This is a genomic window from Bacillus sp. PAMC28571 (assembly GCF_014250435.1).
In the GTDB taxonomy this organism is placed as follows: Bacteria; Bacillota; Bacilli; order Bacillales; family Bacillaceae; genus Bacillus; species Bacillus safensis.
Map to the genome: position 1 here is coordinate 1,108,899 of NZ_CP060191.1, position 15,270 is coordinate 1,124,168.

Genomic DNA, 15,270 nt, shown 5'->3' on the forward strand with positions numbered 1-15,270 from the left:
ATGTAAATCTTTGTGCGTGAAAATAGAATGAGCTCTTGTTAGAGTGGACAAGTATCTTACAGCCTACTTTTGATTAAAGGAGGAAAAAGGCGAATGATTAAAATTCATACAGCTCTTTTTGTCATCCTTATGCTAGTTGCAGCAATGAAGATGGACAATATACAAGAGCAGCAAGGCACATTAAGTCACGAACTTTCACAAGCACCTGTTAAACATCAGCTTTCATATATAGATCAAGACCACGATCAAGTCATCCCGGCATTTTCTGAAGAGAAGCGTCAGCCAAAAGTGAAAATGCTAAGTACGTCAACAGAAGAAAAGTCTTCAAAACCGAAGCAAAAGAAAAAAGTGAAATCTGAATCGACGAATAAGGCAAGCGGCAAACAGTATTCTAATGAAGAAATGGATTTGCTTTCTCGATTGGTACATGCTGAAGCGAAAGGTGAATCTTACGAAGGGAAAAAAGCGGTGGCAAGCGTTGTTTTAAACAGGGTGGAGCATCGATCTTTTCCTGACAGCGTTAAAGGTGTGATTTATCAGCGAAATGCCTTCCAGCCAGTATCGAATGGAAGCATTCATGATAAGGCAGATCAAGATTCGATTAAAGCGGTGAAGCAGGTAGTAAAAGAGCATGACAGAACAACAAAGGCTATCTATTTTTATAATCCAAAAACGGCAACAGATCATTGGATTCGTTCCCGCAAAATTGTAGAACGCATCGGACGTCACGTGTTTGCCGTATAAAGAAAAAGAGCGATCAATGAGATTGCTCTTTTTTTTGTCTTCAATTATTAAAATATTTTTTGGACTTGTCTCATAGAATGTGAAAAGAATTTGCTTTAGACAAGGGGAGGCTACATGAATCGATTTGTAAAAGGGGTCATTCTGCTATCTGTCGCAGCTTTTATTGCGGAGTGTATAGAGTTTTTAGTCAATATGATTTTAGCGAGAGAGCTTGGAGAACATGGAATGGGTTTATATATGAGTATCCTTCCAATCATCATGCTTGTCCTTGTGATCGCCAGTTTAGAGCTGCCAGTCTCCATTTCTAAATTCATTGCAGAATCACATGAGCGTCTCCACAAAAGCATGCTCCGTCATGCTTTTAAAATGACACTTGTGGTGACAAGTACAACAACAGCTATAGCAGCCATTGTACTGCCTTTCATTCCAGTGTTTCAGTCGTATCATCCGCTGATGAAGGGCCTAGTGCTGTCACTTATCCCGATTATTGCGTTTACCTCCATTGCCCGCGGCTATTTTATGGGAAAGCAGCAAATGGGCAGAATTGCTTTAGCCAATATGCTGAAGAAAACGATCCAGCTTATCTGCTTGTTTTTGTTTTTTCATTGGTATTCGTTTGATATTGAAACAGCAGTACTCATCGCCATTGGTGTCATTGTTGCGAGTGATCTTGTTGTCTTTATTTATTTATACTCCCAATACGTCATGGCAAGAAATGCTGTGAATGTCAGGTCTGTTGAATTAAGAGGAAGTGATGTGCGAAAGCGCCTATTAGCCGTTTCCATTCCGACAACGGGCATGCGCATCTTTCATGCGATTGCCAATGCGGTTGAACCATTTTTAATCAAAGGAGCGCTCGTGGCAGCAGGCATTTCTGGAACACTTGCTGTTGATCATTACGGCATGCTGGCTGGTGTCGCAATGTCGATCGGGTTTTTCCCGGCGTTTATCGCTCATTCCATCATGATTGTGATGATTCCGAGTGTCTCTGAAGCCTATGCTTTAGGTCAGTATGATCTTGTGAAAAAACGTGTTAGACAGGCGATTCTCATAACGTTTGGATATGGGGTGCCGGCAGTGATGGTGATGTATTATTTTGCTTACCCGCTCACACAGCTTTTTTTTGATTCACCGCAAGCTGCTGTCTATTTACAGCTGCTTTGGCCATACTTTTTATGCCATCTGTTTGTGATGCCTTTTCAAGCATGTTTAATCGGAATGGGGCTCATCAAAGATGTGTTCCTACATAATATATGGGTGCATGTCGTCTCTTTTTCTATGGTGTATTTCCTTGGTTCAATTGAAAGCTTGAATATGATGGGGGTTATTTTAGGGATGAACACAGGCATGCTGCTGTTGACTGCGCTGCATTATGCGACGATTTGTAAGGAGCTCGGCGTTTCAATGTTTCTTACATTGAAAAAAGCTTGAATGTCATCGTCATCGAGAGGGCAAGCTATAAGAAAACTGGGAAGGAAGATCCTGATGAATCGTAAACATCTACCCGCCAGTCTTCTGATGATGACCCTGCTTCTATTTCTCATGAGCGCAGCAGCAGAAGCAAAAGAGCCTGTGATGGCGCCAAGGATAGAGGCGCCGACATTAAATGGTGACATGCAGATGGTTCCCGAAAAAGGGAAAAAGACCATTTTGCATTTTTGGACAACATGGTGCCCGTCCTGCAAAATGGAGCTGCCCGAATTTGAACAGATTGTGAAAGAAAATCAGAGTGATGTTGACATATTGACCGTGAATTTACTAGGTGCTGAACAAAGTAAACATGCTGTTGCCCAATTTGTGAAAGACAGAAGGTTTACATTCCCGATCATCCTAGATGAACACGGAGAAATGATGAAGAAATATCAAATCATCACCATCCCAACGACCTTTTTGATTAACGAAAAAGGAGAAGTGGTGAAAAATCATGTAGGTCCACTGACGAAAAAACAAATCAAAGAGTGGACAAATTCGTAGAACAAATCCTTTATGTGAAAGAACCAATTCTGTTGGTTCTTTTTTGTGTTCGTTTGCTTTTCATCTGAATACACTGTGCTCAGAAGAAGACGGAACGATCTATATCAATAATGATAATTATTATCAAAAAGAAATTATAATAATTATTAATTGAAAATTGATCAGAACCTGTTATAATGAGTTACAGACCAATAAAAAGCTTGAAATAGCAGAAAATATAGATGGAAAAAGAAACGGGTAACGATTGATAATGTGAAAACGATTATCAATTAGAGAGGAGAAAACAATCATGAATGAGAATACAGCACTTTACCAAACGACAAATCAAAAGGAATCGAAATGGTCCTTACATAAATGGGCACAGCACGGAGAATTAATTGCAGCAGGTATCTCGGGGATTCTCATTTTAATTGGATGGATTCTAAAGGATCAGAGCATGTGGAGCATTCCTCTTTTCATCCTAGCATTTGTTATTGGAGGTTTTGCAAAGGCGAAGGAAGGAATTGAAGAAACGATTTCGTCGAAGACCTTGAATGTGGAACTTTTAATGATTTTCGCAGCAATAGGCTCAGCTCTAATCGGCTATTGGGCAGAAGGCGCTATCTTAATTTTTATTTTCTCACTGAGTGGTGCGCTTGAAACGTATACGTCAAATAAAAGCAAGAAAGATTTAACAGCATTAATGAGCATTGCACCAGATGAAGCAACTTTAATTGAAGAAGACGGTACGACCATTCAAATCGCCGCTTCATCATTAACACCAGGTGACCGGATTATGGTCAAAGCTGGGGAACGTATTGCAGCAGATGGTGTCATTTTAAGCGGGAGAACAAGTGTGGATGAATCTGCCCTCACAGGCGAATCTATTCCACAGGAAAAAGGGCAGGGGGAAGACGTATTTGCAGGAACAGTGAATTTAAATGGTTCCTTAACAGTGGAAGTCACGAAACATAATGAAGAAACGTTATTCCATAAAATTATTAAACTTGTTGAATCCGCTCAAGAAAGTGTTTCGCCAAGCCAGGCATTTATCGAAAAATTTGAGGGGGCCTATGTAAAAGGTGTGCTGATCACCGTTGCGGTATTAATGGTTCTGCCTCATTTTGTACTCGGCTGGAGTATGAGTGAAACCTTCTATCGGGCAATGGTGTTTATGGTCGTTGCTTCACCTTGTGCTCTTGTTGCATCCATTATGCCAGCCGCACTGTCACTGATCTCAAATGGCGCAAGAAATGGGATGCTTGTCAAAGGAAGCGTCTTTTTAGAAAAACTAGGCACAAGCAGTATGATTGCTTTTGATAAAACGGGGACGATTACAAGCGGGAAGCCAGCCGTAGAACAAGTTGTCATGACGGAAGGGCAGGATGAATCTGCTTTTTACCAGGCACTCTATCAAATTGAGAGTCAATCAAACCACCCATTAGCGAAAGCAATTTCTGATATGGCAAAAGAGCACCAAACAGAAAGAACAGTCCATGTCACCATTGAAGAAACCTCTGGATTTGGTGTGAAAGCACAATTAAATGGAGAAACGTGGCGGATTGGGAAGAAAGACTTTGCGGGTAAGGCGTCAATCGACCGCGAGATTGAAGAGACAGGTGATGACCTTTCAGCGCAAGGATACACAGTGGTCTACGTTCAAAAGGATGAAAAAGTTGTTGGCTGTCTTGGCCTTAAGGATCAAATCAGACCTGAAGCCAAAAAAATGATTCAAGAACTAAATGATTTAGGCATCCAGACCGTCATGCTGACAGGAGATCAGCAAAAAACGGCTGAAGCGATTGCGCAGGAAGCCGGCATCCAAACCGTAGTGGCTGAATGTCTTCCAGATGAAAAGGTACATGAGGTCAATCAATTAAAAAAACAAGGTAATTCAATCATCATGGTAGGAGACGGAATCAATGATGCACCAGCGCTTGCCACAGCAGATGTTGGGGTTGCGATGGGCGGAGGCACAGATGTTGCCTTAGAAACAGCGGATCTCATCTTAATGAAGAACAATTTAAATAACCTAACAAAGATGATCCGTCTTTCAAGAAAAATGAATCGAATCATTAAGCAAAACATTATTTTCTCATTAACGGTGATCTGTCTGTTAATTTGTGCGAATTTCTTACAAGTGCTTGATTTGCCTTTTGGCGTCATCGGGCATGAAGGAAGTACGATTTTGGTCATTTTAAATGGTCTGCGTCTGCTTCGTGCATCTTAAATCAATCATCAGAGCGCACTGGATTCATGCCAGTGCGCTTTTGTGCGAAATAAAGCAAAAACTGATACAATAGACCAGTAGTAAAACGTGTGAGGAGGATCATGATGAACCGAATGAAGAGCTTGTCTTCTTGGCTTAAGAAAGAAGACATTCAAGGTGCATTTATACATACAAAGGAAAATGTGTTTTATCTATCTGGATACTTCACAGAGCCGCATGAAAGAGTGATGGGGCTGTTTGTGTTCCAAGAGGCAGAACCATTTTTTATTTTGCCTAAAATGGAAGTCGAGCAGGCAAAAAATGCAGGATGGTCCGGCGATATCATTAGATATGAAGATCATGAGAATCCATTTGATTTCATTCAATCAGCGATAGAAAAACGAGGTATTCAAGCGGCGCGTCTTGCGATTGAAAAAGAATCGATTCCGCTTCAAAGAGCAGAAGAGCTCCAAGCTGTTACCGGGGCAGAAACGTTCGTCCGGGCTGAAGATGCGCTCAATCAGCTCAGACTGATTAAAGATGAATCTGAAATTGCTACACTCAAAAAAGCGGCTCAATTGGCAGATGAAGGTGTAAAGATTGGGGTTAACGCCTTAAAAGAAGGAATCACAGAAACAGAAGTGCTCGCTGTCATAGAATATGAACTAAAGAAAAAAGGCATTCAAGGTATGTCCTTTTCAACTATGGTTCTCTTTGGTGAAAAATCAGGCGAGCCTCATGGAAATCCGGGACAGGCAGCCTTAAAAAAAGGTGATTTTGTGTTATTTGACCTTGGCGTCATTGTCGATGGATATTGCTCAGATATCACAAGAACATTCATCTATCAGGAAGCTTCTGAAAAGCAAAAGGACATGTATCAAACCGTCTTAAATGCAGAAATGGCAGCACTTGAAATGAGTAAGCCAGGCGTGAGAATCGGTGATCTTGATTTAAAAGCTCGCGGACTGATCACAGAAGCAGGGTATGGTGAATATTTCCCTCATCGCCTTGGACATGGGTTAGGGGTTTCTGTTCATGAGTTCCCTTCTATGAGTCAGGCAAATGACGACCTTCTGCAAGAAGGTATGGTGTATACGATTGAACCAGGAATTTATGTCCCAGGAGTCGGCGGCGTAAGAATTGAAGATGATGTTCTCATTACGGCAGATGGTCCAGTCACCTTAACCAATTATCCGAAAGAGCTGACGATCATCAAGTAATGAAAAAAATCACGATGAACGTCCAGGTATTGGAAGTGTCATCGTGATTTTTTATCACTCTTCTCGATCCTTATCAACAAAAAAATCATCAATTGATTGAAACGATTTGATTTTATGTTCTTTTCCTAAAGGATGTAATGCAAAACGAGCAGAAAACAAAACAGTCATACATAATATAATCCATATGATGAAACCCATCTTGAATTCCCCTTTCCATCCAGTGATTTGTTCAGCTCACATACATCTTAAAGTATGAAACGCTTACCATATCAAGAGAAAGTAGGAGAAAAAATGGCAAACATAAGGGAGATTGCGAAAAGAGCGGGCGTATCTGTGACAACCGTATCACGTGTGTTGAATGAGCATCCTTATGTTAAAGAAGAAAAAAGGGAACGTGTTCTACAAGCGATGAAAGAGCTCAAGTATACGAGAAACATCCAGGCGGTCCATTTAGCGAAGGGCTATTCGAATATGCTTGGCATTGTCCTTCCAAACATTGAACACTCTTATTTCAGCGCTCTCGTCACAGGTATTGCAGAAAAAGCACAGGCGCGCGGCATGCATTTTGCTTTATTTCAAACAGGATATGACCCATTAAAAGAAAAAGAAGCGTTAATGAGTTTAAAAGAGCGCCGTGTAGATGGTTTAATATTTTGTTCAAATGCGTTAAGTGATGGTCACATTTTAAAATGGCAGGAATCAGGGCCGATTATATTTTGTCATCCTGTGCCGCACGATCAATGCTCAACCGTGTCGATTGCGCATGATCAAGCATTTAAGGAAGGGCTGCATCATTTGGCGGCATGCGGCCATCAACGAATTGCGATCGTTCTCGCCAGAACAGAAGGAGCGAATAGCGAGTCGCGACTTCAGGCTTATCAAGACATGATGCAATCGCTCGGGCAGACCATTGATGAGGATTGGATCATCGAAGGGAAGTTATCTCTGCTTGATGGGAAGCAATTATTTGCAGAATGGCAGGAAATGAAAAATCGTCCTACAGCTTTATTCATTACAAATGACGAAGTCTCTGCCGGCTTTTTATTAGAGGCGCAGCGTCATGACATAAAAGTAGGAGAATCACCAGCCATACTCAGCTTTCAAAATAACCAATTGAGTGAGGCTTTGGGGATTTCCAGCATTCATATTCCCCTCAAACAAATGGGACAGGAAGCGTTTGACTTGTTCGATCGGGCATTAAAGGGAGAGAAATCAGAAAAAAGAATGCTGCCATTTCGCCTGATTGAGCGAACAACAACCGTTTTGAAAAACAATCGTTGACGCACGTTTCATCTGTTTTGTACGATAAGAGGGATTGAATAAGAAGGAGGTGGGGATGTTCATGGAATCCTTCACCGTTGATAAAGCGTTAAATAATAATGTCATCATCGCAAGACACCCTTCTTTGGGCGAAGTGGTTCTGATTGGGAAAGGGATCGGCTTCGGTAAAAAATCGGGGGATCTTCTCGATCAAGACGTGTTTGAAAAAATGTTTGTGTTAAAAAACACGAAGGAACAAACAGAATATAAACAACTGCTTCATCATATTGATGAGAACATGATCGAGCTTGCCAATGACGTCATTTATCATATACGAGAAAAAATGGGACAACGATTGAATGAGCATATACATGTTGCACTGACCGACCATATTGCGTTTAGTTTTAAGCGGGTGCAGCAAGGCTATGATATCACGAACCCTTTTATGCTTGAGACGCAATCGCTTTACCCGAAAGAATACGAGGTTGCAAAGGAAGTCGTTGAACTGATTAACGAGCGGCCAGATGTCGAAACGAAGCTGCCAGAAGGAGAAATTGGCTTTATAGCGCTCCATATCCATTCAGCTTTGACGAATCGGCCATTATCTGAAGTGAACCGTCATTCGCAGCTCATTACACAAATGGTCCAAGTCATTGAAGATTCATTTCATATGAAAGTAGACAGAGAAAGTATTCATTATTTACGCTTATTACGCCATATTACGTTTTCAATTGAGCGTATTAAACGGGGAGAATCATTAGAGGAGCCAGAAAAATTGCTTCATCTATTGAAAAATGAATATCCTTTATGCTACAATACTGCTTGGAAAATGATCAAAATTTTGCAGCATGCATTGAAAAAGCCTGTACAGGATGCTGAGGCAGTCTACCTGACACTTCATCTGTACAGATTGACAAATAAAATTTCATAGTTTCCTTGAAACGTGTAACTGATTCGATCAGGCATGAGTGACTTAAGGTAAATACAGGATAAGATCCTGTTATTTGCGCAACCTTATATCACCATGCCTTTTTTTGCGTTTGAAAGTGAAATGTAAACGGTTAATTATGAAATGTACGTCAGGGAGCATCCCAAATGTATGTTGTAAGCGAAAACAAAAGGAGGTTCAACCAGTGTTTAAATCACTTTTTGGTGTGTTGCAAAAAATTGGACGAGCACTCATGCTTCCAGTTGCGATCCTTCCTGCTGCTGGTATTTTACTGGCACTTGGGAATGCGATGCAAAATCCGCAGCTGATTGATGTAGCTCAATTTTTAAGCAATGATACAATTCAGCTTGTTGCAAGTGTCATGGAGAATGCGGGGAACATCGTCTTCTCGAATCTTCCGCTATTATTTGCCGTAGGGGTTGCCATCGGTCTTGCCAATGGAGACGGAGTGGCAGGGATTGCCGCTATCATCGGTTACCTTGTCATGAACGTCACGATGAGTGCCGTATTAATGGCTAACGGATCCATTCCATCTGATTCACTCAAACTGGCTAAGTTCTTCAAGGAAAGTCATCCAGCATATATTAATATGCTCGGCATACCGACCTTGTCTACCGGCGTTTTTGGCGGGATTATCGTCGGGGTATTAGCAGCTTATATGTATAATAAATTTTACAAAATTGAGCTCCCGCAATATCTTGGCTTCTTTGCTGGTAAGCGTTTTGTTCCAATCGTTACTTCTATTTCAGCACTTATTTTAGGGCTATTGATGCTAGTCATTTGGCCGCCAATCCAAGGTGCACTGAACTCATTTTCAACAGGACTGCTCGCAGCGAATGAGCCGCTGGCTGCCTTTGTATTCGGTGTCATTGAACGATCATTAATTCCGTTTGGTCTGCACCACATTTTCTACTCACCATTCTGGTATGAGTTCTTTAGTTACAAGAGCTTATCAGGAGAGCTTGTCCGTGGTGACCAGCGTATTTTCATGGCGCAAATCAAAGATGGTGTACAGCTGACAGCTGGTACATTCATGACAGGGAAATATCCGTTCATGATGTTCGGTCTTCCAGCAGCAGCACTTGCGATTTACCATGAAGCAAAACCAAAGAATAAAAAGCTAGTAGCAGGAATTATGGGATCAGCGGCCCTTACTTCTTTCCTTACAGGGATCACTGAACCGCTTGAATTCTCATTCTTGTTTGTTGCACCAGTATTATTTGCGATTCACTGTGTATTCGCTGGATTATCCTTTATGATAATGGATATTCTAAACGTGAAAATCGGGATGACCTTCTCAGGAGGGTTAATCGACTTCTTCCTATTTGGTATCCTGCCAAATAGAACCGCTTGGTGGCTCGTCATTCCAGTAGGTCTTGTACTTGCTGTCATTTACTACTTCGGATTTAGATTCGCTATTCGCAAATTTAATCTGAAAACACCTGGCCGCGAGGATGAAGCAGCAGACGGAGCGAGTGAGGCGAAGTCTGAAAAAGGTAATGACTTGCCTTATGAAATCCTTGAAGCAATGGGTGATCAAGAAAACATTAAGCACCTGGATGCTTGTATCACGCGTTTACGTGTCACTGTGAATGATCAGAAGAAAGTGGATAAAGACCGTTTGAAAAAGCTTGGCGCTTCTGGTGTTCTCGAAGTAGGGAACAACATCCAGGCCATTTTCGGCCCGCGCTCTGATAACTTAAAAACACAAATGCAGGACATCATTGCAGGCCGCACGCCTCGTCCAGCGAAAGACCCTTCTGCAAAAGAAGAAGTCAGCCAGCAGGTCGAAGAAGTTATTGCAAAACCGCTTCAAAATGAGCAAGGGGAAGAAATTTTTGCTTCACCAATTACAGGGGAGCTTCATCCAATTACAGATGTACCAGATCAAGTATTCTCAGGGAAAATGATGGGTGACGGTTTCGCCATCTTGCCAACAGATGGAACGGTTGTTTCACCGGTAAGAGGGAAGATCTTAAATGTGTTCCCGACGAAACACGCCATTGGCCTGCAGTCTGATGGTGGACTTGAAATTTTGATCCACTTCGGAATTGATACGGTCGGCCTCAAAGGAGAAGGGTTTGAAGCATTTGTACAAGAGGGAGATCAAGTAGAAATCGGTCAAAAACTTTTAGAGGTTGATATTGATAAAATTAAGTCTGAAGTACCATCTTTGATGACTCCAATTGTATTTACCAACTTAAGTGAAGGACAATTTATTGACCTTCAAGCATCCGGTGAAATCAAAGCTGGACAAGAAAACATCATGAAAATTTCAAAATAATTTTCATAACTGCCGTTCTTGTTAGATGACAAGCTCGGCAGTATGATATAATATTGTGGATGTATTAATTGTATAAAAAGGAGATTGATAAAAATGGCTCAACAAACATTCAAAGTAACTGCAGATTCTGGAATTCACGCACGTCCTGCAACAGTTCTTGTACAAACTGCTAGTAAATATGATGCTGATATCAACTTAGAATATAATGGTAAAACAGTGAACCTGAAATCTATTATGGGTGTAATGTCTCTAGGAATTGCGAAAGGTGCTACAATCACAATCTCTGCTTCTGGTTCTGATGAAAATGATGCACTTGCTGCGCTTAAAGACACAATGAAAAGTGAAGGCCTAGGCGAGTAATGCAACAACTGAAAGGAATCGGTGCTTCAGCAGGCGTTGCGATTGCAAAAGCGTATCGTCTGGAAGAACCAGATTTAACAGTTCACCAAAAAGACATCAATGATCCAGAGACAGAAGTGAAGCGTTTTGAAGAAGCAATTCATGTTTCTAAACAAGAACTTGAAGCAATTAAAGAGCATGCGCTAAAAGAGCTTGGCCAAGACAAAGCAGATATCTTTTCTGCCCACCTTCTTGTGTTAAGTGATCCTGAACTGCTAAACCCAGTAAAGGATAAAATCAAATCTGATAAAGTAAATGCTGAGTTTGCTTTAAAAGAAACAGCGACAATGTTTGTCACAATGTTCGAAGCAATGGACAATGAATACATGAAGGAACGTGCAGCGGATATTCGCGACGTAACGAAACGTGTGACTGGCCATTTGCTAGGCGTTGACATTCCAAACCCAAGCATGATTTCTGAAGAAGTCATCATCATTGCTGAAGATTTAACACCTTCTGATACTGCTCAGCTGAACAGACAATTTGTCAAAGGCTTTGCAACAGATATCGGCGGTCGTACTTCTCACTCAGCGATCATGGCAAGATCTATGGAGATTCCAGCAGTTGTTGGGACAAAAGAAGCAACAAAAACGGTGAAAAACGATGATCTGATCATTGTGGATGGTATTAGCGGCGACGTCATCATTCAGCCTTCTGAAGATGAAGTGAAAGCGTATCAAAAAAAGCATGAAGACTACTTAGCTCAAAAAGCGGAATGGGCGAAACTTGTTGACCAGCCAACGGTTACAAAAGACGGCGTTCACGTAGAGCTAGCTGCAAATATCGGAACACCTGAAGATGTAAAAGGTGTACTTGAAAATGGCGGCGAAGCAGTCGGATTGTACCGTACTGAATTTTTATACATGGGCAGAGACCAGCTTCCTACAGAAGAAGAGCAGTTTGATGCCTATAAAACAGTTTTAGAGAAGATGGAAGGGAAAGCAGTGGTTGTCCGCACACTAGATATTGGTGGCGATAAAGAACTTCCTTACTTGCAGCTTCCAAAAGAAATGAACCCGTTCCTTGGCTATAGAGCCATTCGCCTTTGCCTGGAAGAGCAGGAGATTTTCAGAACACAACTACGCGCCTTACTTCGTGCAAGTACATATGGAAACTTGAAAATCATGTTCCCTATGATCGCGACGTTATCAGAATTTAGAGAAGCAAAAGCCATTTTACTTGAAGAAAAAGAAGCATTGGTTGCCGCTGGTACAGACGTTTCTGATTCCATTGAAATTGGAATGATGGTAGAAATTCCATCAACAGCTGTCATCGCAGACCAATTTGCAAAAGAAGTAGATTTCTTCAGTATTGGAACGAATGATTTGATTCAATACACAATGGCTGCTGATCGAATGAACGAACGAGTGTCTTACCTTTATCAGCCTTACAACCCAGCGATTTTACGTCTTATTACGCTTGTGATCGAAGCAGCGCATAAAGAGGGTAAATGGGTCGGTATGTGCGGTGAGATGGCAGGAGATGAAATCGCAATCCCGCTTCTACTTGGATTAGGATTAGATGAATTCTCAATGAGTGCAACATCCATTCTTCCAGCTAGAACGCAGCTAAGCAAGCTTTCTAAAGAAGAAGCTGCATCATTTAAAGAGCATATTTTATCACTTAGCACAACAGAAGAAGTGGTTGATTTCGTCAAGAAGACGTTTCAACAGAACTAAGTGAATGAAAACCAGACAGGTGAAACTGTCTGGTTTTTTTGTCGAATTTTATCATATTGAGTCATATTGGGCAGTGAGAAGGGCACCCTATAATTAAAAAATGGAGGTGACCAGATTGCCTTTCTCAGACTACAAACCGGGTGATCAAGTATATGTGATTTATCGAAATCCACATGCTGCAAACGTAGCACAAATTAAAGAAGCAGAAATTGTTTCACATCCATACAACGAAGAAGAGCTTGCCCTCTTTTTACTTGAAACGTATCATCCACTAGCACCTGATGATGCTGTGTTTCCAACATATGAAGAAGCAGAAGCTCTTTATCAAGACTTGTTTGAATAAGGGAGATTTTAGAAAGGATAAAAGCCATCCTGTGCGGTTAAAGTAACGGTATGAAAACCTTAAAGGTAAGGATGTGCTTAATATGATCAAACCTTTCGTTCCCCAGCTTGTTTACATTGAACCCCGGGCGTTAGAGTACCCGTTAGGACGAGAGCTGAAGGAAAAGTTTGAGGGTATGGGAATCGAAATAAGAGAAACGACTTCACATAACCAGGTCAGAAATATTCCGGGAAAAAATGACTTGCAAAAGTATCGTAATGCGAAGTCAACGCTTGTTATTGGTGTGAGGAAGACATTGAAGTTTGACTCGTCTAAACCATCTGCAGAGTATGCGATCCCATTTGCAACAGGATGTATGGGACATTGTCATTATTGCTATTTGCAAACAACAATGGGAAGTAAGCCGTACATTCGAACTTACGTCAATGTAGAAGAAATATTAGATCAGGCAGAGCAATACATGAACGAGCGGGCGCCGGATATCACGAGATTTGAAGCATCATGTACTTCAGACATCGTAGGAATTGACCATTTGACACATACACTCAAACGAGCGATTGAATACTTTGGGCAGACAGACTTAGGAAAGCTTCGCTTTGTCACGAAGTTCCATCATGTTGATCATCTGTTAGACGCAAAGCATAATGGCCGGACAAGATTCCGTTTTAGTATCAATGCCGATTATGTCATTAAATATTTTGAGCCCGGCACATCACCGCTAGATCAGCGGATTGAAGCGGCTGTAAAGGTCGCAAAGGCAGGCTATCCTCTAGGCTTTATTGTTGCTCCAATCTACATCCATGAAGGCTGGCAGGAAGGATATAAAGTTCTTTTTGAAAAGCTTGATGCAGCTCTTCCTGAAGATGTGAGAGACGATATCACCTTTGAGATGATTCAGCATCGCTTTACAAAACCAGCAAAGCGTGTGATTCAAAAAAACTACCCAAAATCAAAATTAGAGTTGGATGAAGAAAAAAGAAGGTACAAGTGGGGAAGATATGGAATAGGAAAATATATCTATCAAAAAGATGAGGAACAAGAACTAAGAAAGACTTTAGAGTCATATATAGATCAGTACTTTCCTTCTGCAAAAATTGAATATTTTACTTAAAACAAGCCAATAAGGCTTGTTTTTTCTATTTAAATTTTCTTACAACTATTGAATGCGGTATCATTTTGCCGATATATAAATTAAGGTGTGAAAGTAGATGTAGGGGTGATGAGATGTTTAAGAAACTTCAAGTGAGAATAGCTGTTTTCATCTCAGTTATTTTAATTTTAACTGTCGTGGCTGTTCAAGTGGGTTCCAACTTAGTGTTAAGACCACTGATTGAACGAGATGCAAAAACCACCGCAGCAGCAACGGCAGAAAGTATGAGAGACATTATTACGGAAAAGCTTGATAATTACGGCAATACAATTAATAAACTCGCAACAAGTACAATGACTGAAGAATTTGCGCGAAAACAAACCAAGCAAACATTGGCTTTTGAAAACGATGAACTAAAAAACATGCAGGAACAGGATAAGCTCATTTCGTTTGCCTATATTGGAACAAGTGACGGAAAAATGTTCGGCTTTCCGGAGTTCGATCTTGGGGAAGGATATGATCCATCGAAACAAGGCTGGTTTAAACAAGCAGCTGAAAAGCCTGATCAGGTCGTTTGGACAGATCCATATGTCGATGAAGCAACGAAAAAAGTGATTGTCTCAGCCACGAAGGCGATTGTCAAAAATGGAAAGGTCATTGGGGTCGCTGGACTTGATTTGAAGCTGTCCTCTATTCAAACGTATATAAATGAACAAGAGATTCCTTATAAGGGGACCGCTTTCTTAGTTGATGGCACAGGCACCCTTTTGGCGCATCCAACAGAGCAAGGAAAAAACATATCAAAGGTCCCTTCTGTGAAAAAAGCGCTTGACAACTCAGGTGTTGATGACAGCAAAGAACTGACGGTCCTATCTAAAATCAAAGAAGCCGATTGGACGGTTGGTGTCAGCTTTGAGAAAAGTAAACTGCTTTGGATCACAGAACAAATGAATCAGACAAGTATCATTATATCCGTCATTGCCATTATTCTTGCGATAATCCTCAGCTTCTTATTGGCAAGAAGCATTACAACGCCAATCAAGCGTCTAATAGAGCATGTGCGTAAGGTGTCAGAAGGCGATTTAACAAGTACGCTTGCAGTGAAATCCCAAGATGAAATTGGTTCCCTCACGAAAAGCA

13 protein-coding genes and 1 pseudogene are annotated in these 15,270 nt (G+C 41.2%); 13 read left to right on the forward strand and 1 reads right to left on the reverse strand.

The window, feature by feature from the left end; translation table 11 throughout:
• The first annotated feature begins 93 nt into the window (after positions 1-93).
• From H7F25_RS05445 to H7F25_RS05465, 5 genes are all read left to right on the forward strand, one after another.
• Positions 94-744, forward strand: a complete 651-nt coding sequence (locus tag H7F25_RS05445; RefSeq protein WP_044331914.1) for a cell wall hydrolase — start codon at positions 94-96, stop codon at positions 742-744.
• Between the two features lie 114 nt (positions 745-858).
• Entirely contained in the window at positions 859-2,175 is a 1,317-nt protein-coding gene (locus H7F25_RS05450; protein ID WP_041116459.1) for a polysaccharide biosynthesis protein, read from the forward strand.
• Positions 2,176-2,229: 54 nt separating this feature from the next.
• Positions 2,230-2,718 carry an endospore biogenesis thiol-disulfide oxidoreductase StoA gene (gene stoA / locus H7F25_RS05455; protein ID WP_044331916.1) on the forward strand — a complete coding sequence of 163 codons (489 nt, stop codon included), beginning with the start codon at positions 2,230-2,232 and terminating at the stop codon, positions 2,716-2,718.
• A 289-nt stretch (positions 2,719-3,007) separates the two neighbouring features.
• Positions 3,008-4,927 (forward strand): heavy metal translocating P-type ATPase, encoded by a 1,920-nt coding sequence (locus H7F25_RS05460; RefSeq protein ID WP_056766305.1) that lies wholly within the window; start codon positions 3,008-3,010, stop codon positions 4,925-4,927.
• A gap of 104 nt (positions 4,928-5,031) precedes the next feature.
• Positions 5,032-6,126, forward strand: coding sequence for a M24 family metallopeptidase (locus tag H7F25_RS05465; protein ID WP_185854365.1), 1,095 nt, complete (start codon positions 5,032-5,034; stop codon positions 6,124-6,126).
• A 54-nt stretch (positions 6,127-6,180) separates the two neighbouring features.
• Here H7F25_RS05465 and H7F25_RS05470 read toward each other — a convergent pair whose 3' ends face one another.
• The gene (locus tag H7F25_RS05470) at positions 6,181-6,324 is read right to left on the reverse strand and encodes a hypothetical protein (RefSeq protein WP_172643420.1); all 144 of its coding nucleotides are present in this window, start codon (positions 6,322-6,324) and stop codon (positions 6,181-6,183) included.
• A 93-nt stretch (positions 6,325-6,417) separates the two neighbouring features.
• Between H7F25_RS05470 and H7F25_RS05475 the strand changes: the two genes are divergently transcribed.
• The 8 genes and pseudogenes from H7F25_RS05475 to H7F25_RS19505 form a co-directional block, all read left to right on the forward strand.
• Positions 6,418-7,407 carry a LacI family DNA-binding transcriptional regulator gene (locus H7F25_RS05475; protein ID WP_024424694.1) on the forward strand — a complete coding sequence of 330 codons (990 nt, stop codon included), beginning with the start codon at positions 6,418-6,420 and terminating at the stop codon, positions 7,405-7,407.
• A 55-nt stretch (positions 7,408-7,462) separates the two neighbouring features.
• Positions 7,463-8,317, forward strand: a complete 855-nt coding sequence (gene glcT / locus H7F25_RS05480) for a glucose PTS transporter transcription antiterminator GlcT (RefSeq protein ID WP_024424695.1) — start codon at positions 7,463-7,465, stop codon at positions 8,315-8,317.
• Positions 8,318-8,519: 202 nt separating this feature from the next.
• Positions 8,520-10,619: a glucose-specific PTS transporter subunit IIBC gene (ptsG, locus tag H7F25_RS05485; RefSeq protein WP_024426846.1), complete on the forward strand. Its 2,100-nt coding sequence runs from the start codon at positions 8,520-8,522 to the stop codon at positions 10,617-10,619.
• A 93-nt stretch (positions 10,620-10,712) separates the two neighbouring features.
• Positions 10,713-10,979 carry a phosphocarrier protein HPr gene (locus tag H7F25_RS05490; RefSeq protein WP_003211078.1) on the forward strand — a complete coding sequence of 89 codons (267 nt, stop codon included), beginning with the start codon at positions 10,713-10,715 and terminating at the stop codon, positions 10,977-10,979.
• Positions 10,979-12,697 (forward strand): phosphoenolpyruvate--protein phosphotransferase, encoded by a 1,719-nt coding sequence (gene ptsP, locus H7F25_RS05495; RefSeq protein ID WP_024426847.1) that lies wholly within the window; start codon positions 10,979-10,981, stop codon positions 12,695-12,697. The genes H7F25_RS05490 and ptsP overlap by 1 nt, the downstream gene beginning before the upstream one ends.
• Before the next feature lie 100 nt (positions 12,698-12,797).
• The gene (locus H7F25_RS05500; protein WP_044331928.1) at positions 12,798-13,040 is read left to right on the forward strand and encodes a transcriptional regulator SplA domain-containing protein; all 243 of its coding nucleotides are present in this window, start codon (positions 12,798-12,800) and stop codon (positions 13,038-13,040) included.
• Positions 13,041-13,122: 82 nt separating this feature from the next.
• A complete protein-coding gene (splB, locus tag H7F25_RS05505; protein ID WP_024424698.1) occupies positions 13,123-14,151 on the forward strand; it encodes a spore photoproduct lyase in 1,029 nt (342 codons plus the stop codon).
• A gap of 263 nt (positions 14,152-14,414) precedes the next feature.
• Positions 14,415-15,236: pseudogene (locus H7F25_RS19505) on the forward strand (cache and HAMP domain-containing protein); the annotation flags it as partial.
• Positions 15,237-15,270: the final 34 nt, after the last annotated feature.